This is a genomic window from Streptomyces sp. NPDC050147 (genome assembly GCF_040660195.1).
In the GTDB taxonomy this organism is placed as follows: domain Bacteria; phylum Actinomycetota; class Actinomycetes; order Streptomycetales; family Streptomycetaceae; genus Streptomyces.
In genome coordinates, this window is the sequence record NZ_JBFALJ010000001.1 from 465341 (window position 1) to 481330 (window position 15990).

The following is a 15990-nucleotide window of genomic DNA, read 5'->3' on the forward strand; positions in this document are numbered from 1 at the left end:
GCAGGACACACCCGGCTGGTGATCCTCTGCCGTGGGGTTCGACTTCGGGGACGTCGGCGGCATGATGAGGCGGACCGTCCGCTTCCATCACCCCCATACCCCTCATACCCCCACACCCCCCACGCCCCCTGCTACGCCCGGGAGTCACGTCTTTGTCCGCACCATCCGCAACGACCGCACCGGACCATGACGTCACAGCCCCAGCCGCAGCCTCAGTCGCCGTCGCCGTCGTCGGCGCGGGACCCCGCGGCACGAGCGTCCTGGAGCGCCTGTGTGCCTCGGCAGTCGAACTCCTGCCGCCGGGGACACGGCTGACGATCCACGTCGTCGACCCCTCACCCCCTGGGCCGGGCCGCGTCTGGCGGACCGCCCAGCCGGCCGAGCTGCTCATGAACACGGTCGCCTCCCAGGTGACCCTCTTCACCGATGAGAGCGTCGACTGCGCCGGACCGATCCGGCCGGGGCCGAGCCTGTACGCGTGGGCCGCCGCCGGGCACGCGCCGGAGCTCGGCCCTGACGACTACCCGACGCGCGCCTGCTACGGCCGCTATCTGGAGTGGGTCTTCGCCCAAACCCTGCGCGCCGCCCCCGGATCGGTCCGGGTCGAGGTGCACGCGGCACGCGCCCTGCGGCTCGACGGTCCGAGTGACGGGCCCCAGTCCCTCGTACTCGACAGCGGCCGTGAACTCTCCGGGCTCAGTGCCGTCGTCCTCGCGCAGGGCCACCTCCCCACGGTCGGCGACGAAGCGCAGGAGCGCCTCGCCGCGCACGCGGCGCGGCACGGCCTGCGCCACATACCGCCGGCCAACCCCGCCGACGTGGACCTGTCGGCCATCGCCCCCGGTGAGCGCGTCCTGCTGCGCGGGCTCGGGCTGAACTTCTTCGACCACATGGCGCTCCTGACGCAGGGCCGCGGCGGACGCTTCACCCCGGTCCCGGGGGGCGGCCTGCGCTATCAGCCCTCGGGGCACGAGCCGAAGCTGTACGCCGGTTCGCGGCGCGGCGTCCCCTACCAGGCGCGCGGCGACAACGCGAAGGGCCCGTACGGGCGGCACGAGCCGCTCGTCCTCACCCCCGACGTCATAGCCCGCTTCCGCAAGCGCGCGGACAGCGGCGACGCCCCGGACTTCCTCGACGAGATATGGCCGCTGGTCGCGAAGGAGGTCGAGACGGTCTACTACGCGGCCCTCGTCCAACCGCCCGAGCGGGCATCGGAGTTCCGGGACGCCTACCTGGCGGAGCCGCACCACAGCCCTCAAGAAGCCTTGGTACTCGACGAGTTCGGGATATCCGAGGCCACGCGCTGGTCCTGGGACCGCCTCGCGCAGCCGCACTCCGGCCGCGTCTTCCGCTCCCCGGACGACTTCCGCGCCTGGCTGCTCGCCTACCTCCGCGACGACAGCGCGCAGGCCGCGCTCGGCAATGTCGCGAGCCCGCTGAAGTCGGCCCTGGACGTACTGCGCGACCTGCGCAACGAACTCCGCCTGATCCTCGACCACGGCGGCCTGTCCGGAACGTCGCGCCGCGAGCACCTGGACCGCTGGTACACACCGCTCAACGCCTTCCTCTCGATCGGCCCGCCCCGGCGCCGCATCGAGGAGATGACGGCGCTGATCGAGGCGGGCGTCGTCGAGGTGCTCGGCCCGCGTCTCGACGTGCGCCCCGCCGCGGACGGGGCGTATCTCGCGCACTCCCCCGACGTACCGGGGTCGGCTGTGTCGGTCACCACAGTGATCGAGGCCAGGCTCCCCGAACCGGACGTGCGGCGCACCGCGGACGAGCTGCTCGGACTGCTCCTGAGAACGGGACAATGCCGCGCCCACGTCGTCGACGGCCACGAAACCGGCGGCCTGGACGTCACCCCCCGCCCCTATCACCTGATCGACCGTCAAGGTCGTTCCCACGCACGGCGGTACGCATTCGGAGTGCCCACCGAGGGGGTGCACTGGGTGACCGCGGCCGGGGCCAGGCCGGGCGTCGACTCGGTGACCTTGTCGGACGCGGACGCGGTGGCGCGGGCCGTGCTGCGGACGGCGGCGGGAGTCGCGAAGATCCCCGCCGCGAGGGGAGCGGTCCCGTCCGCGACAGAAGCGGAATCGCCCGAATGGCCAAATGTTGAACTTGCAAGCATTGATTAGGTTCCCCTAACCTTGGGCCTCCGCTCGGTTACCGTCCCCGAAAACCGAAGGAGTCCCCCACCATGACTGGACGTCTCAACAGCGCCCAGCCCTACGCCCTCGGGCTTTTCCGCATAGTCATCGGCCTGCTCTTCGCCTGCCACGGCGCCGCCTCGCTCTTCGGAGTGCTCGGTGGCGCGATGGGCGGCGGCACGGTCGACGCCGGCACCTGGCCGGGCTGGTACGCGGCCGTCATCCAGCTGGTCGGCGGCGGCCTGGTCGCCCTCGGCCTCGGCACCCGCGCCGCCGCGTTCATCTCGTCGGGCTCGATGGCGTACGCCTACTTCAAGGTGCACCAGCCGGAAGCCCTGTGGCCGATGCAGAACGGCGGCGAGGCCTCCGCGATCTTCTGCTGGGCCATGCTCCTGCTCGTCTTCACCGGCTCGGGCGCGCTCGGCCTCGACCGCCTCTTCGCCCCGCGCGGCGAGAGCGAGGGCAAGGCCGCGTCGGAGCGGACGCCGGTCACCGCCTGACGCGGACGCGCGCTCAGGCGCACGCGTGACGGTGCCCTTTCCTCGTACGCGTACGAGGAAAGGGCACCGTCACGGTCAGACGCCTTCGCGCTCCGAGGACTTCAGTGAGTCGGGCTCCCAGGACTTCGGTGAGTGGGCTCCGAGGACCTCAGTGCGTGGGAAGGAACGGCACCGTGAGGCACGCCACCCGCTCCCCTGCACCACCCTGCTCGCGGTGCAGCACGACGGATCTGGCCTCGCCCGCCCGGAACTCCCAGGCATGGCGGGCCGTCGCCGTGCCCGAACCGTCCGCGCCCGCGGTGAAGTCCAGCCAGACCTCGTTCCGCGGATTCATGTAGGCCGGGTCCTCGGAGGGCTGAACCGGGTCCGGACGGTGCTGGTAGTGCCCGCCCGCCGCCTCGGGGTCGGCGCCGCACGGCTTCCGGTGCACGTGCGCGCCGTACGCGTGACCGGGCTTCATTCCCTTCACCCGGAGCGTGACCGTCATGTCGTTCGGTTTGCCGCGCTGGTCGATCTCGATCTGGGAACCAGCGGGGACGAGTTTCGTGTCGTACGTGACCGCCCACACGTACAGGGAGGCCGTGGGCGGCGCGAACCGCCCGGCGACCCGCATCTCGTAAAAGGGCGCGCCCCCGCCGACCGCGCCACCGCCCGCTGCGAGCACCGCCGTTGCCACGGCCCCGGCGAGCACTGCTGCCACCATCGCTCTCTCCTTCCGTACCGTCCGTCGACCCTGCTGGTCGTTGAGTCGGTGATGATGTTGGTACGGGACTTCGGCGCCGCATGCCCCATCGGAGGCGGCAGCCGGGTGAACGTGATGTAGCGAACAAATAAGCCCCCTGTAGATCTACGGCGGAGGGCGCGGCGTACGCTGTACAGCTGTCACCACGCCGCCCCTGCCGCTCCCCCGCGACGTCGCGGCAGTCAAGCCGTCGGCCGGGGAGTTACGGGGAATTTCGGTGCTTGAGAATCTGGGCTCACTGACCAGCAGCCCATGGATCTACGCGGTGGTCGCGCTTTCCGTGCTCTTCGACATCGTGCTGCCCGTGCTGCCGAGCGGTGTCCTGGTCATCACGGCGGCCACCGCGGCGGCTGCGGCGGGCACCGGCGCGCAGAGCGTTCCGCACGCGGTCCCCGACATCCTGCTCCTCCTGCTCTGCGCCGCCACCGCCTCGGTCATCGGCGATCTGGCCGTCTACCGCCTCGCCTGGCGCGGCGGCGAGCGCCTGGACCGCGCCATCGCCCGCTCGCGCCGCCTCACCACGGCGCAGGAACGACTCGGCACGGCGCTTTCCAGGGGCGGCGGCACACTGGTCGTCATCGCGCGCTTCGCACCGGCGGGCCGCTCGATCGTCTCGCTCGCGGCGGGCGCCGCACACCGCAAGGTGCGCGAGTTCCTGCCCTGGTCGGCCCTCGCGGGCGTGGCCTGGGCCGGGTACAGCGTCGCGCTCGGCTACTTCGGCGCGCAGTGGCTCGGCGCGACGTGGCTGGCCACGGGCGTCTCACTGCTCGCGCTGTTCGCGGCGGGCGCGGGGGCGGCGTTCCTGGTCCGCCGGCCGCGCACGGCTACGGCGACGGCGACCGTGACCGCGGCGAGCTAGGCCGCCGAAGCTTCCCCGGACGCCTGCTCGGCCGCCCGCGGCTTGCCCCCGCGCACCTCGATGCCGGCGAGCAGTTCGGCGGTGGCTTCGGCGACCGCGTCCACGGCGCGGTCGAAGACCTCGCGATTGTGCGCGGCCGGGGCACGGAACCCCGAGATCTTGCGCACGTACTGGAGCGCGGCGGCCCGGATCTCCTCCTCGGTGGCGTCTTCGGGGATGGCGGGCGGACGGAGCGTCTTGATGCTGCGGCACATGCTTACAGCTTGCCGCGCGCGGGGGCGCGCGGGAAGTCGTACCGCTCAGGAACCCCTCGCACGACCCGCCCCTCGGCTCCTCACCCCACCACATTCGGCAAAACCCGCAGCCCCGCTCCCGGCAACACCCGCAGCGCTCCCCCTCAACATCCGCAACATCTCGCGTGGCGGCCCTCGCACCCGAAATTCGAACAGGAGTAGCATTACGGGGTGCCTGCAACCCCTGCATACGACTTCCCGGACGACCTCCTCGCGGGCCAGGAGGAACTGCACCAGGTCCGGGCCGAACTCCTGGCCCTCCTGAAGCGGCTCCCCTGGTCCGTCACGCCCCTCGACGGCTTCAGCGACGACCACGGCTGGCGGAAAGTGGAGCGCCCCGCCTCTCCCGGCTGGACCGCGGACGAACAGGCGGAGGTCGAGAAACTGCGGGAGCGCGAAAGGGAGTTGGCGGTGTTCGTCACTTGTCACCGCTTCTGGGAACAGGTGGCGGGACCGGACGCCGTGGCGGCTCGCGCACGGCTCAAACACATCCACGAGAAAGTTATTGACACCGGGTGACAGCGGGCGTTGACTCCCTCTACGCCAAGGAGGTGCTGCCATGAATGTTCTGCTGGTCGTCCTGCTCCTTGCACTGGTCGGCCTGGGTTTCAACCAGCCGCTTCTGTGGCTGGCCGCTGCGGCGCTCGTCTTCTTCATGGTCCAGCAGTACGGCCGCGGGGGTTCAGGCAAGAGCAATGGCAAGAGCAGCGGCGGAAGCGGCGCGAGCTCGGCTCCCGGCGCCGGAGGTGGGGGCGGAGGCGGCGGTGGGGGCGGCGGCTACCCCATGACCTACCGCGACTACCGCATCCGCAAGGAACGCCAGGAGCGCTGGGACCGCAGGTACAAGCGCACACACCCGGGTTCGGGCCGCTGAGCTCCCTTCCCCCCGTCCCCGCCTCAGCCGATCGGCACCCTCGCGGGAAGCCCTCCGAGCGCACTCGCGGCCGGAAGCGGATCACCGGAAGCCCCCGGTGGCGCCCTCGAGTTGACAGGCGGACGATAGAGGGGAAGGGGTCAGCTGGTGACTGCGTCGGCTGCGGGCCCCGCGGCGACGACAACTGACTCCGCACGCACGGGCCTGGCCCGGACGGAGGAAGTTGTCATGATTGAGGTCAAGGCGGTCGAAAAGCCGGACGAGCGACGCGATTTCCCTCGCGGCCACCTCGAAGCCGTCCATCTCACAGGACTGGACTTCGCCGTGGGCACCTTTGAGCCCGGCTGGCGCTGGTCCGAGTCAGTGGCCCCGCTCGCGGGCACCGACAGCTGCGAGATCCACCACAACGGCTATGTCGTCGAAGGCCGGATGCACATCCGCATGGACGCCGGAGGCGAGGCCGAGGTCGGACCGGGTGACGTCTTCGTGTGTTCAGCCGGCCACGATGCCTGGGTCGTCGGCGATGAGCAGGTGGTCGTCTACGACTTCGCGGGAGGCATGGCACAGGAGTACGCGAAGGCGGGACAGGACTAGCCCGCGGACACGACGGGGTGGGTGATCCCACCCCGCTGCCGCACCGTTGCTGCCCATTGCTGCCCCGCTGTCGCCCCGTCTCGCCTCCGGGCGGGTCGGGGCGGCGGCCTTGGGCGACCCCTGTAGATGCCGCTGATACTCCTCGTACTGCTCGTACTTCTGATACTCCTGATGCCCCCGTCCCGAGCCCAGGTTTAGCCCTGCGGTAACGAAGGGACTCTCCAACTCGACTTCGGCATAACGTGGTTGTTGAGAGAGGGGGCTCAGTCCATGCAGACCAATTCCGTGATCCTCGTCGTCGACGACCACAAGGACACCCTGTTCGCGCTGGAGAGCGCGTTGGCCCCTCTCGGCTACCCGCTGGTGAGCGTGACGAACGGCGACGACGCGCTCAGAGTGGTCCTGCGCGGGGACGTCGGGCTCATCCTGCTCGATGTGCGCATGCCGGGCGTGAGCGGTCTCGACGTCGTGCGCTACGTACGGCGCCTCGACCAGACACGCGCCATACCCATCGTCTTGCTGACCGGTTTCGACGTCAGCCGCGAGGTCGCCGCCGCGGCCTTCCTGCTCGGCGTGGCGGATGTCGCTCTGAAGCCCATCGATCCACTGACCCTGCGCACCAAGGTCCGCTACCTCTTCGACAGCTACGAGCAGCTGAAATCCATGCAGCAGGAGATCGAGGTGCTCCGGGCCCAGTTGAAGGCCGGAACCGTCAAACCGACGAACGACAGCCACTCGGAACCAGGCTGGACACCCAGCCCTCAGGTGGAAACGTGACGCGACGTGGCCCCGCACAGAAAACCGGCCCCCCATCCGATCAAGGACGGGGGGCCGGTCATGCCGCTTACCTGCACGGCGTCACTGTGGGCGCGGACGGTTTCGAACCGCCGACATCTGCCTTGTAAGACCACCGTCCTGTGGCAGCCGCTAGGCCACTGACCTGGCACGCGGGGCCCTCTTACCCGCCCCCAGTGATCGTTTAGGAGGAATTCCGGAGATCAACTCTGACTTCTCCCAGATCTGGTCCCAGCCGAGATTGCTCATCGCCCGCTCGAAGATCTCCTGCAACCCTTCCAGCCGCTGCTTACGCATGTCCGGCGTGGGGTGCTGGTACACGGCCTTGATGCCCGGTCGCCGGTGCCCGGCCTGCTCGAAAGCGAGTGGCTCGGCCACTCCGATCTGCGCCTGGTAGGTGTCGTGCGTGTGACGGAGCAGGTCCATCGTCATCCCCGGGATGATCGGGTCCCACTTTTCCCGGGCGCGATGTCCCTTCGACTTGGGGAGCGCTTCACGACCGTCGCACGCTGGCCGCATCACCTGCCGGCCGAAGTTCGATCCGCGCCAGCACTTCCCCGACCGCGTGCAGTACAGCCAGGAGACCTTTTCCGGCAGCCTTTCGATCTGAGCCAGGATCAGCTCGTGCAGGAACGGGGGAAGATCGACGTCCCGAAGGCTGCCGTCGGTCTTCAGGGGCTCCAGACCGAAGAACATCGGGCCCTTCTTCCCCGTCGCCGGATCGCGAGTCTGGTACTCCGCAACCTCCTGTCGCAGTTGGAGGGTGGGACAGGTGAAGAAGCCTCCCCAGTGAGGCTCCTTGCGCTCCCCAAGGCTGTCCTCCTTGGTGAGCGCCAACCCTTCGCCCCACCGCGGCCCGGCAAACGCCGTCGTGAGCAGGTGTGTGCCATCCAGCGGGCCGAGCCGCCGCGCCACCCTGAGTAGGCGCTCGGGGTCCGCGGCCCGCGCTTCGCCCTCTGCCCTGGCTGTGGCCTTCTGCTGAATCCGCTGCTTGACAGCTGCTGGCCTCGAACGGCGGCGGCCTGCGAGCGGGTTGACCAGAATGCATCCAGCGTCGACAGCTCCGGTCATGATCTGGCTCATGAGCGTCAAGCACTGGCTCGCGGTCGAGTCATCGTGCGTGAGAGACACCGAGTTCGCCCAAGCTTCCGCGTCGAACCAGTTCACCTTGATCAGTGGGGTGTGCTCCCAGCGCGGCAAGATGTGGGTGTCCAGCCGGTCCCAGCGTGTGGTGATCGTCCGTCCCCGCGGCGCGCGCGACGCCATCCATTCCCGCGCCCACTTCCCGAAGTGCATCTCGGCGCGCTCCGGGTCCACCCACTGATACATCTTGATCAGCGCTTCTTGCTGGTTGCCGTAGTCCTCGGCAAGTCGCTTCGTATCAAAGCCCGGCTGTGTCCCCCATGTGCCATCCGGCTTCTTGTAGCGAGACCTCCACGTGAACTGCTTCGTGGCCTTGCCGTTGCGGACCTTGTAGACCTTCTCTGCGTAGGCCATGGAAACCCCTCCCCGGGCCGACCGAGCTCAACTCACCTGGTGGCGTACGACGTAGCGCGCTGGCAGGCGCATCCAATCGGGCGAGCGCTCGGACTGCGAGTTGGTGATGACCTCGCCCGCGTGCTGTTTGATCAGGCCCGAACGCACTGTGTAGTGGATGCCAGCAGCCCGGTCGTCGATGACGATTGCGTACCCCTCGGGCATGTCCTGGCGCATCTCCATGGTGATGGGGATACGCGGGCCGCGCGGCACGTCCGGCGGCCGAGGCCGCCACCGGCGGGCCTGCTGAGTGAGCGCGTCCGCGAAGACGACGGCGCCCGCAGACGTGATGTCGTCCTCGTGCATGTGGAAGACGCACCCGGCCTCATCATCCGTGGCGAAATCCTCTATGTACGGCTCGAAATACGCTCCCCGGTAGCGCGCGACCTTGATGGAGAGTTCCATGCTGATTCCCCGCTCCGCCGTGCGGTGCCCCCCTCACGGTGACGGTCTGTGCATGCAACCACACATGCTGCTGTGGCGCACGGGGCTTGCGTGAATTCAGCCGGAGTCTGCAACCTCACCGTCGTCGGCGTCAGCCCCGATGCCCTGCAAGTGCCTGCGCGCCTTGCGGAAGCGAGCCGCTACGCGCGCGACCTCCTCCTTGCTGGCACCCTTCTTGCCCTGCAAAACGACGATGATCTGCCCGTCCTCCTCATCAGGGCCGAGATTGATGACTTGGGAGCCCAGCACATCGCCCGACCGCAGCTCGTACTCCACGGCCGGCGAGAGCCCGAGACTCGGGGCAGGTTCCGGCTCGGCGTCCGGCGCCCCCGCGGCGTCGAAGTCAGCCAGCCTTCCGCCCGCGAAGACGTGGTCGACTGCCCCCTCGGGCCACCCCAGGAGCTCGGCGTACTCGCGGATGGTCGGACTGATCTTCTTGAACTTGCCGTTCTCGATGTTCTGAATCGTCGTGCGGCTCACGCCGAGGGCGACGCCGACATCGGGCTGAAGCAGCTTGGGCCGTCGCCCTTCGCGGCTCGCCTGTAGCTCAGAGCCCAGCAGCTTGGAGTCCTCGTCCATGGGGCCCAATCATGCCTCATTGGGTTGCACGCTTCTAGCTCAGATTCGGCGCTTTGACCTGGGCTTTATTGAGCACTTTGCGCCCCCGGGTTGCACCGGCGCACGCGCCCCTGCTGAGCAACCTGAGCACACAGCTCACTTCTGAAGCGCGAATGTAGGCAGAGTGCTTGCCTTGGTAGCGACTGTGGGTCTAGATTCTGAGCGTGAAGCCAAACGGACCCGCAGTAAGAGCCATCCGCCAGGCCCGAAAGATGAGCATCCGCGAGCTTCAAGCCAAGACAGGTCTGAATCGCGGCTATCTCTCCCGCCTGGAGCGGGCGCAGATCAGGGACACCGGCGAAGAGCAGGTCCGCAAGGTCGCAACAGCGCTCCAGGTCCCCCAAGACCTGATCACCCACGAGGAGATGACGTGACCGCCAAGGCCACGCACACGCCCCCCGGCAGGACGCGCGAGCCGATCGACACCGAGGCCGAATTCCGACGGTGGACGCCGGAGGAGGTCATCGAAAAGCGGCTGCTGCCGTACCGCAGCGCACGAGTGCTCAAACAGAAGTGCTACCGGCGCGAAGTCCACTGCCACCTCGACGGCGGCCGAATCACCTTCACCGCCGACGACCTGCGCAAGGAAGCCGACCGGACCGCCATCACTCCGGCTGTCTGACCCACCACGCGCCGCGGGGCCGCTCCGACTTCCCGGCCTGAGCGACCCCACGACTACGGCGCCCCTACCCGAAAGAAGAGAGGCCCCGATGGGCAGCAACTCTAGTTCCCAGCTCAGCGCGGCGACCGCGCTGGCTGAGCTCCTGAAGGAGCACCCCGACCTGCCGCAGGCGGGATGGACGATCGGCACGATCATCCCGGATCTGCACGGCCACTTGTACGGCGAGATGCCGGAGCTCGCGGCGTACGCCGACGTGCTCGGCGGGGCTGTGCGGGCGGCGCAGAACACGTTCGAGCTGCGCGGTCAGCAGGTGCGCCGTCACGTGCTGACGACGGTGTGGCGGGACGTGCCGGTCGAGGTGTCCGTGGCTCTGCCCGTGTCGGCTGAGGCGGTGTCGCTGTGAGCGCGCCGCTGGTGGTGAACACCAAGGACGGTACGTGCTGGACGCAGCGTGAGGGTACGCGCGGCGGGGAGGCGTTGTACGCGCCGGAGAAGTGCGGCAGTTGCCCCGCGTTCGTGATGGCGACGCTGACGGAGTTGGCGGAACACGGGATCGCGGGCTCCGCGGACGCTCTGCCAATGCCGGTCGGGCCACAGCGGGGCACGGCGGCCGAACAGCTCGGCGACGTACGGCCCGCAAGCACCGGGCTGGTCGCCTCGCTGGCCAAGTCGGTACGCGACTGCCGCGAGCACGAACACCCCACGTGGGAGGACCTCTACTGCCTGAACCTCACCTCGTACATGGGTGAGCGGATGGCCCCTGTGCTGCGCCGTCTCTTCGACTCGGAGGCGGAGGCCGAGCGGCTGCGGGCTCGTGTCGACGAGCTGACGGCCGACAACGAGGCCCTGCAACGGGACAAGGAACAGGTCGCCCGCGTCGCCGAGCGTCGCCTGTCTAAGACCGACGTCGCGGCATGGCTGCGCAAGAAGGCGCGGGAGTGCCCGAGTGCCCCGGAGCGTCAGGAGAGCGCGCCCGCAGCGATCGCCCGCCTGGCCGACAAGGTCGCACGCGGCGCGATCCGCGTCGAGACGGGTGGTGTCGAGTGATCGGCCGCGAGTCGCCCGCCGAGATCGCCGCGTGCGTGTCCGTCGCTGTCGGCGTGTTCGCTGGCTCGCTGGTGCCGTTCTTCCTCCTCGTCGAGGCCGAACACCTCACCCCGCGCTGGGCCCGTGAGTCCGACGTACCGACGCGGGTCGGCCTCGCCGTGGCCAACGCGTGGGACCGGGCCCGGCTCGCCGTGATCGAGGGACTTCTCTTCCTGCTCCGCCTCGCCGCTCCGAAGGGGGCTGCACGATGACGCACCGCGTGAACACCCGCGACTACCCGGCCGATCGGATCGAGCGCTACGTCACCGCCCTGAACGACGCGGACACCTACGCGCAGTTGGAGCGCCGCGACGACCGCGTGCGGTTCGCCCGCGCAGTGATGGCCGTGGCCGACGCCGAGACAGACCCGGTGTACAAGTCGGGCTACGACACCGGGGTCATGCACGCGCACGCTGGCCGGATCGCCGCCGAGCGTGACTGCCTCGCCCTGGCTGTGCAGTTCGCGATCCAGTGGCGGCCGGATGCGCCCATGGGACTGCGCGAGGGGATCGAGGAGATCCTCGCGACGTTGCCCTTGGGCGGGGAGAAGAGCAGCCGCGAGGCCATCGCCACTCCCCAGCTCACCGGCCGCCTCGCACAGCTCCTCGACGCCATCCGCACGTGGCCCGGCCAATGGACCACCACCCGCGTCATGGCCGTCTACCGCGCCCAAGGGCTCCAGGAGCTGAACCGGTCGACCGCACGCGGCGACCTCCAGGCCCTCACCGAGAGGGGCCACCTCGTCGTCTGCGGCCCGGAGAACGCCCGCTACTACCTGCTCGCACGAAAGGACGGCCGCTCATGACCGCCGCCGACGATGCCCGCGAGGCCAGGCGCCTTGCTGCTCAGGCCCACCAATACACCTACGGCGACGGCGGCGACCCGGTCACCGGTGCCGCGCTCGCCGCCGAAGCGCAGGTGTACGCGACGCTCGCCCTCACTGCCGCGATGACCCCGCGCGATGTGCATCTGGAGACGGAGCCCGGCGTCGCCTACGTCTACCGCGCCGCGTGGGGCATGACCCCGCTCGGCACGTACACGAACGCGGAAGCCGCGCGGATGCACTGCGAGGCCGACGCGATCAACCACAACCCGGAGTACGACACCGGCCACGTCTTCGACTGGCTCGGCGACGAGTCCGAGCCGGACGACCCGTACGAGCTGGTCATCGGCAAGGACGGCGTCGAGGAGACGACGGACTACACCGTCACCCGCATCGAGGTCGCCACCGAGTACGACCCGGAGGCGGATGCCTGATGACGACGACCGTGCAGGCCGGGGCTTCGGCCCCGGCCGCCGGGCCCGAGCACATCACCGAGCCCGGCATCTACGAGATGACCAACGAGGAGTACCACTCTCACCGGTACGCCCTGTCGTCGAGCGGCGCGCGGAAGCTGCTGCCGCCCTCGTGCCCGGCGATCTTCCGGTACGAGCAGGACAACCCGCAGCCGGTGAAGAAGGTGTGGGACATCGGCAACGCCGCCCACAAGCTCGTCCTCGGCAACGGGCCGACGCTCAGAGAGATCGAGCACGAGACGTGGAACACCAACGTGGCGAAGGCCGCGGTGACCAAGGCTCGTGAGGCCGGAGAGGTCCCGCTGAAGCCCGCCGAGTACCAGCAGGTGCACGACATGGCGGACGCCCTGCGCCGCCACCCCGTCGCCTCCCTGCTCTTCGACCCCGAGCGCGGCACGCCAGAGCAGTCCCTGTTCTGGCGCGACGACCGCACGGGCGTCATGCGGCGGGCACGCCTCGACTGGCTGCCCAACCCCCGCACGGGGCGGCTGATCATCCCCGACTACAAGACGTGCCGCTCGGCGAACCCCGAGAAGCTCGCCAAGGACATCGACGAGTACGGCTACCACCAGCAAGACGACTGGTACCGCGCCGCCTGTCGAGCTCTCGGCATCGCGGGAGACGACGCCGCGTTCGTGTTCGTCTGCCAGGAGAAGACCGCTCCGTACGTGATCACCGTCATCGAGGTGACCGCGACGGCCCGCCGTATCGGCGCTGCCCGCAACCGCCGCGCGCTGGAGACCTTCGCCGAGTGCACCGCCTCCGGCTACTGGCCCGGCTACAGCGACGACATCGAGCCCATCGCCCTGCCCGGCTACGCCGAGACCCGAGACACCTTGGAGTACCTGTGAACTTCCCCGTAGTCGAGCAGCAGGTCGCCGCCCCGGCGGCTCCGGCCCCCTCGTTCGTCGGGCAGGGCACTGCCGTTGAGCAGTCCCGCGCGGTCGCCGAGGTACAGGCCGCCGTCGTCGTGGCCCGCCAGTTCCCCCGTGACGAGGCGATGGCCACGCGCAAGATGCGGTCCGCGTTCCGTCAGCAGACCCTCGCCGCCCGCTCGTTCTTCCGCTTCAACCGCGGTGGCGCCGACGGCAACATCAACGGCGAGACGATCCAGTTCGCCAAGGAACTGGCCCGCTGCTGGGGCAACATCCACCACGGCCTGAACGAGCTGCGCCGCGACGACGAGGCCGGCGAGTCCGAGATGCAGGCGTGGGCGTGGGACTTGGAATCCAACGAACGCGCCAGCACCACGTTCATCGTCCCGCACGTCCGGTGGGCCAAGGGGTCCGGAAAGCGGCTGGAGGACCCGCGCGACGTCTACGAGAACAACACGAACAACGGTGCCCGCAGGCTCAGGGAAATGATCTTCACGGTTCTGCCGGATTGGTACCGCGAAGAGGCCAAGTCGGTTGCCAACTACACGCTGGAGAACGGCGCGGGCGACAAGCCGCTCTCGCAGCGGATCGCCGACGCAATCACGGCGTTCGAGAACATCGGCGTCACGGTCGAGCAGCTCGAAGAGAGCCGCAGCGGACGAGCCAGTGACAGGTGGACCAACCTCGACGTTGCTCAGCTTCAGATCATCTTCGAGTCGATCCGCCGCGGTGAGGTCACGGTCGACGAGGAGTTCCCGCAGCAGCGCGTCACCGTCGCCGAGATCCACCAGCAGGCAGGCGAGACCCAGACCGCGACGAGCGAGGGACCGGCCCAGTGGCCGGCGGCTCGCGAGCCTGGGGCGGGGGCCGTCTGATGTTCGGAGCCAAGGCCCGCCGCATCCGCGACCTGGAGACCCGCGTCGTCTCCCTCGTCGGGCAGTACGACGCCGTGACCACGCGCCGCGCACTCAACCAGGCCGAGCTGGACGAGCTGCTCATCGAGGGCGACGCCGTCGCGAACGACTTCGCCCACTGCCCGACCGAGGACCGCACCACCTTCCACGCCATCCACGCCGACGGGTCCCGCCGCTGCTGGACCTGCAACACCACCCCAGGCGGTGCCCAGTGAGCGTCGGTCGCCTGGACATCGACAAGACCGCAGCCCTTCAACCCGGCGAGAACACCCGCGAGGAGCGCCGCGACGCCTCCCGCTATGTACTCCGCCACGCCCACAACCGAAACGACCTGGGGGACCTCCTCGACGCCCTCGGCCTCAACACGAAAGCCGAGGCCGACCGGTGACGACCACGCCCTGCACCCCCGACACCGTGGAGCCCGCGCACGGATGGCGCGCTGAAGCGCTCTGTGCACAGGTCGACCCGACTCTCTTCTACCCCGAGGAAGGTCAGTCCTCGCGGCTCGCTCGGACCGTCTGTGGCGCTTGTCCTGTCACCGCGGAGTGCCTCGCGTACGCCCTCGCCAGGCCCGAGCCGCACGGGGTGTGGGGTGGGCTCGCCGCGAGGGAACGCACTCTCCTCCGCAGGCGCTCCGGATGACGGCCCGTCACCGCCGCCGCGCCCCGCCCGACCCGCTACCCGGCGGGCTCCTCGACTGGCGCGACTCCTCGCACTGGTCCTGGAGCCCGAAGCCCTGCCGTTACTGCGGGATCGACACCCATCTCCGCGACGGCAAGCGGTCCCCGGCGCACAAGACGTGCGCCGAGGCCGCCCTCGCTCAGCAAGCCGCCGAGGCGGCCGACGCCTACCGGATCGGACGCATCCATGAATGACCACCAGCACCACCGCTGAACCCGCCTGGGGCGGCCTGACCAGCCGCCCCAGGGCCCCGGATCTCGCCGTATCGGTTCCGCAACATCACTGAGAAAGAGCCCAAGTTGAGCACAGAGGAGCAGGAGACCCGCGCGAGCGGCAGCGTGCCGCACGCGTACGGCAACGCCCTCGCATGGAAGTGGACGCGCGACATGCCCGCGTCCCTCAAGGGCGGCTTCCTCACCATGCTCTACGCCTTGCGCGCCATGGCCAACGCCAACGGCGAGCTGAGGTTCCACGGCGACCACAAGGCCATCCGTATCCAGGACATCGCCAAGGCCGCGGGCGCACGAGAGAAGGACGCACGCCGCTACCTCGACGCCGCGGTCCTCGCGGGAGTCGCCGGCGTCAAGGGCGAGCGCCGCCGCGGGAAGCCAACGCTGTACACGCTGATCATGACGCCCTGGCCCAACTGGAGTGCTGCCGCCGACCACCTGAAGGCGACCTCCCGGGGCACTGGAAAGGCGTCGCCCGTGTGGGAGGGCGACTCCGAAAGTTCGGGCCACGGCGGCCCGATTCAGGTCGGGCCACGGGGGCCCGAACTTACCGACGGTACGGCCGATGAAGTTCGGGCCACGGGGGCCCGTTGGAGTTCGGGCCACGGGGGCCCGATTGGTTCGGGCCACGGGGGCCCGAATAACCCAGGGGGGTTCCAAGAGTCTTCCCATGACGCGGCCGAGGTTGCTTTCCAACCTCAGGTAGTGGGCCCCCTCGATGGCGAAATCGATCACCAGGAAGACCACCCCGAGTGGACCCGGTGCACCGAATGCGGACGCCCCATCGCACCCGACCCCAAACGCCCCACCCGCACCATCCACACCGCCTGCCAACGCCGAGCCGAAAGGGACGCGTCATGACGCTCCAGGACTGGGCCCTA

The 15990-nt window shown here is 69.4% G+C and carries 26 protein-coding genes; 21 read left to right on the forward strand and 5 right to left on the reverse strand.

Annotation, left to right across the window (positions count from 1 at the left end):
* The first annotated feature begins 152 nt into the window (after positions 1 to 152).
* Both AB0I94_RS02105 and AB0I94_RS02110 read left to right on the forward strand, forming a co-directional pair.
* Positions 153 to 2138, forward strand: a complete 1986-nt coding sequence (locus tag AB0I94_RS02105; protein ID WP_363307431.1) for an FAD/NAD(P)-binding protein — start codon at positions 153 to 155, stop codon at positions 2136 to 2138.
* Between the two features lie 62 nt (positions 2139 to 2200).
* Positions 2201 to 2650: a DoxX family protein gene (locus tag AB0I94_RS02110; RefSeq protein ID WP_363307432.1), complete on the forward strand. Its 450-nt coding sequence runs from the start codon at positions 2201 to 2203 to the stop codon at positions 2648 to 2650.
* A 148-nt stretch (positions 2651 to 2798) separates the two neighbouring features.
* On the opposite strand, the gene AB0I94_RS02115 is transcribed toward AB0I94_RS02110, so the two are convergent.
* A complete protein-coding gene (locus AB0I94_RS02115; protein ID WP_363307433.1) occupies positions 2799 to 3353 on the reverse strand; it encodes a superoxide dismutase family protein in 555 nt (184 codons plus the stop codon).
* Between the two features lie 256 nt (positions 3354 to 3609).
* Here AB0I94_RS02115 and AB0I94_RS02120 point away from each other — a divergent pair, with 256 nt between their 5' ends.
* Positions 3610 to 4251, forward strand: coding sequence for a VTT domain-containing protein (locus tag AB0I94_RS02120; RefSeq protein ID WP_363307434.1), 642 nt, complete (start codon positions 3610 to 3612; stop codon positions 4249 to 4251).
* On the opposite strand, the gene AB0I94_RS02125 is transcribed toward AB0I94_RS02120, so the two are convergent.
* Positions 4248 to 4505 (reverse strand): DUF2277 domain-containing protein, encoded by a 258-nt coding sequence (locus AB0I94_RS02125; protein WP_363307436.1) that lies wholly within the window; start codon positions 4503 to 4505, stop codon positions 4248 to 4250. The two genes, AB0I94_RS02120 and AB0I94_RS02125, sit on opposite strands and share 4 nt — an antisense overlap.
* A gap of 210 nt (positions 4506 to 4715) precedes the next feature.
* Between AB0I94_RS02125 and AB0I94_RS02130 the strand changes: the two genes are divergently transcribed.
* The 4 genes from AB0I94_RS02130 (at position 4716) to AB0I94_RS02145 (ending at position 6789) form a co-directional block, all read left to right on the forward strand.
* The gene (locus AB0I94_RS02130; RefSeq protein ID WP_363307437.1) at positions 4716 to 5063 is read left to right on the forward strand and encodes a hypothetical protein; all 348 of its coding nucleotides are present in this window, start codon (positions 4716 to 4718) and stop codon (positions 5061 to 5063) included.
* Positions 5064 to 5103: 40 nt separating this feature from the next.
* Positions 5104 to 5418, forward strand: coding sequence for a hypothetical protein (locus AB0I94_RS02135; RefSeq protein ID WP_363307438.1), 315 nt, complete (start codon positions 5104 to 5106; stop codon positions 5416 to 5418).
* A gap of 228 nt (positions 5419 to 5646) precedes the next feature.
* Positions 5647 to 6012: a cupin domain-containing protein gene (locus tag AB0I94_RS02140; RefSeq protein WP_363307439.1), complete on the forward strand. Its 366-nt coding sequence runs from the start codon at positions 5647 to 5649 to the stop codon at positions 6010 to 6012.
* A 270-nt stretch (positions 6013 to 6282) separates the two neighbouring features.
* Positions 6283 to 6789, forward strand: coding sequence for a response regulator (locus tag AB0I94_RS02145; protein ID WP_363307440.1), 507 nt, complete (start codon positions 6283 to 6285; stop codon positions 6787 to 6789).
* A 150-nt stretch (positions 6790 to 6939) separates the two neighbouring features.
* Here the strand turns inward: AB0I94_RS02145 and AB0I94_RS02150 are convergent, their stop codons facing one another.
* The 3 genes from AB0I94_RS02150 to AB0I94_RS02160 all read right to left on the reverse strand — a co-directional run bounded on the left by AB0I94_RS02150 (position 6940) and on the right by AB0I94_RS02160 (position 9366).
* Entirely contained in the window at positions 6940 to 8304 is a 1365-nt protein-coding gene (locus AB0I94_RS02150; protein WP_363307441.1) for a hypothetical protein, read from the reverse strand.
* Positions 8305 to 8331: 27 nt separating this feature from the next.
* Positions 8332 to 8748 (reverse strand): hypothetical protein, encoded by a 417-nt coding sequence (locus AB0I94_RS02155; RefSeq protein ID WP_363307442.1) that lies wholly within the window; start codon positions 8746 to 8748, stop codon positions 8332 to 8334.
* Positions 8749 to 8844: 96 nt separating this feature from the next.
* Entirely contained in the window at positions 8845 to 9366 is a 522-nt protein-coding gene (locus tag AB0I94_RS02160) for a helix-turn-helix transcriptional regulator (protein ID WP_363307443.1), read from the reverse strand.
* A gap of 203 nt (positions 9367 to 9569) precedes the next feature.
* On the opposite strand from AB0I94_RS02160, the gene AB0I94_RS02165 reads away from it, so the two are divergent.
* From AB0I94_RS02165 to AB0I94_RS02230, 14 genes are all read left to right on the forward strand, one after another.
* Complete coding sequence (locus AB0I94_RS02165; protein WP_363307444.1) at positions 9570 to 9779, forward strand: helix-turn-helix transcriptional regulator; 210 nt, start codon at positions 9570 to 9572, stop codon at positions 9777 to 9779.
* A complete protein-coding gene (locus tag AB0I94_RS02170; RefSeq protein ID WP_363307445.1) occupies positions 9776 to 10027 on the forward strand; it encodes a hypothetical protein in 252 nt (83 codons plus the stop codon). The genes AB0I94_RS02165 and AB0I94_RS02170 overlap by 4 nt, the downstream gene beginning before the upstream one ends.
* Positions 10028 to 10115: 88 nt before the next feature.
* A complete protein-coding gene (locus tag AB0I94_RS02175; protein WP_363307446.1) occupies positions 10116 to 10430 on the forward strand; it encodes a hypothetical protein in 315 nt (104 codons plus the stop codon).
* Positions 10427 to 11074, forward strand: coding sequence for a hypothetical protein (locus AB0I94_RS02180; protein WP_363307447.1), 648 nt, complete (start codon positions 10427 to 10429; stop codon positions 11072 to 11074). Before AB0I94_RS02175 ends, AB0I94_RS02180 begins: the two co-directional genes overlap by 4 nt.
* On the forward strand, positions 11071 to 11325 hold the full coding sequence (locus tag AB0I94_RS02185; RefSeq protein WP_363307448.1) for a hypothetical protein: 255 nt from the start codon (positions 11071 to 11073) through the stop codon (positions 11323 to 11325). The genes AB0I94_RS02180 and AB0I94_RS02185 overlap by 4 nt, the downstream gene beginning before the upstream one ends.
* Positions 11322 to 11918, forward strand: a complete 597-nt coding sequence (locus AB0I94_RS02190; RefSeq protein WP_363307449.1) for a hypothetical protein — start codon at positions 11322 to 11324, stop codon at positions 11916 to 11918. Before AB0I94_RS02185 ends, AB0I94_RS02190 begins: the two co-directional genes overlap by 4 nt.
* The gene (locus tag AB0I94_RS02195) at positions 11915 to 12370 is read left to right on the forward strand and encodes a hypothetical protein (RefSeq protein WP_363307450.1); all 456 of its coding nucleotides are present in this window, start codon (positions 11915 to 11917) and stop codon (positions 12368 to 12370) included. Before AB0I94_RS02190 ends, AB0I94_RS02195 begins: the two co-directional genes overlap by 4 nt.
* Complete coding sequence (locus tag AB0I94_RS02200) at positions 12370 to 13260, forward strand: PD-(D/E)XK nuclease-like domain-containing protein (RefSeq protein WP_363307451.1); 891 nt, start codon at positions 12370 to 12372, stop codon at positions 13258 to 13260. Before AB0I94_RS02195 ends, AB0I94_RS02200 begins: the two co-directional genes overlap by 1 nt.
* On the forward strand, positions 13257 to 14159 hold the full coding sequence (locus AB0I94_RS02205) for a hypothetical protein (RefSeq protein ID WP_363307452.1): 903 nt from the start codon (positions 13257 to 13259) through the stop codon (positions 14157 to 14159). Before AB0I94_RS02200 ends, AB0I94_RS02205 begins: the two co-directional genes overlap by 4 nt.
* The gene (locus tag AB0I94_RS02210) at positions 14159 to 14413 is read left to right on the forward strand and encodes a hypothetical protein (protein WP_363307453.1); all 255 of its coding nucleotides are present in this window, start codon (positions 14159 to 14161) and stop codon (positions 14411 to 14413) included. The genes AB0I94_RS02205 and AB0I94_RS02210 overlap by 1 nt, the downstream gene beginning before the upstream one ends.
* On the forward strand, positions 14410 to 14586 hold the full coding sequence (locus tag AB0I94_RS02215; RefSeq protein ID WP_363307454.1) for a hypothetical protein: 177 nt from the start codon (positions 14410 to 14412) through the stop codon (positions 14584 to 14586). Before AB0I94_RS02210 ends, AB0I94_RS02215 begins: the two co-directional genes overlap by 4 nt.
* On the forward strand, positions 14583 to 14840 hold the full coding sequence (locus tag AB0I94_RS02220; RefSeq protein ID WP_363307455.1) for a WhiB family transcriptional regulator: 258 nt from the start codon (positions 14583 to 14585) through the stop codon (positions 14838 to 14840). The genes AB0I94_RS02215 and AB0I94_RS02220 overlap by 4 nt, the downstream gene beginning before the upstream one ends.
* Positions 14837 to 15073 carry a hypothetical protein gene (locus AB0I94_RS02225; RefSeq protein ID WP_363307456.1) on the forward strand — a complete coding sequence of 79 codons (237 nt, stop codon included), beginning with the start codon at positions 14837 to 14839 and terminating at the stop codon, positions 15071 to 15073. The genes AB0I94_RS02220 and AB0I94_RS02225 overlap by 4 nt, the downstream gene beginning before the upstream one ends.
* 105 nt (positions 15074 to 15178) lie before the next feature.
* Positions 15179 to 15970, forward strand: a complete 792-nt coding sequence (locus tag AB0I94_RS02230) for a hypothetical protein (RefSeq protein ID WP_363307457.1) — start codon at positions 15179 to 15181, stop codon at positions 15968 to 15970.
* Positions 15971 to 15990: the final 20 nt, after the last annotated feature.

Coding starts and splice junctions, on each gene's coding strand:
- AB0I94_RS02110 (WP_363307432.1), top strand. CDS start 2,201: ATGACTGGACGTCTCAACAGCGCCCAGCCCTACGCCCTCGGGCTTTTC.
- AB0I94_RS02115 (WP_363307433.1), bottom strand. CDS start 3,353: ATGGTGGCAGCAGTGCTCGCCGGGGCCGTGGCAACGGCGGTGCTCGCA.
- AB0I94_RS02125 (WP_363307436.1), bottom strand. CDS start 4,505: ATGTGCCGCAGCATCAAGACGCTCCGTCCGCCCGCCATCCCCGAAGAC.
- AB0I94_RS02135 (WP_363307438.1), top strand. CDS start 5,104: ATGAATGTTCTGCTGGTCGTCCTGCTCCTTGCACTGGTCGGCCTGGGT.
- AB0I94_RS02140 (WP_363307439.1), top strand. CDS start 5,647: ATGATTGAGGTCAAGGCGGTCGAAAAGCCGGACGAGCGACGCGATTTC.
- AB0I94_RS02145 (WP_363307440.1), top strand. CDS start 6,283: ATGCAGACCAATTCCGTGATCCTCGTCGTCGACGACCACAAGGACACC.
- AB0I94_RS02150 (WP_363307441.1), bottom strand. CDS start 8,304: ATGGCCTACGCAGAGAAGGTCTACAAGGTCCGCAACGGCAAGGCCACG.
- AB0I94_RS02155 (WP_363307442.1), bottom strand. CDS start 8,748: ATGGAACTCTCCATCAAGGTCGCGCGCTACCGGGGAGCGTATTTCGAG.
- AB0I94_RS02160 (WP_363307443.1), bottom strand. CDS start 9,366: ATGGACGAGGACTCCAAGCTGCTGGGCTCTGAGCTACAGGCGAGCCGC.
- AB0I94_RS02175 (WP_363307446.1), top strand. CDS start 10,116: ATGGGCAGCAACTCTAGTTCCCAGCTCAGCGCGGCGACCGCGCTGGCT.
- AB0I94_RS02190 (WP_363307449.1), top strand. CDS start 11,322: ATGACGCACCGCGTGAACACCCGCGACTACCCGGCCGATCGGATCGAG.
- AB0I94_RS02195 (WP_363307450.1), top strand. CDS start 11,915: ATGACCGCCGCCGACGATGCCCGCGAGGCCAGGCGCCTTGCTGCTCAG.
- AB0I94_RS02200 (WP_363307451.1), top strand. CDS start 12,370: ATGACGACGACCGTGCAGGCCGGGGCTTCGGCCCCGGCCGCCGGGCCC.
- AB0I94_RS02210 (WP_363307453.1), top strand. CDS start 14,159: ATGTTCGGAGCCAAGGCCCGCCGCATCCGCGACCTGGAGACCCGCGTC.
- AB0I94_RS02225 (WP_363307456.1), top strand. CDS start 14,837: ATGACGGCCCGTCACCGCCGCCGCGCCCCGCCCGACCCGCTACCCGGC.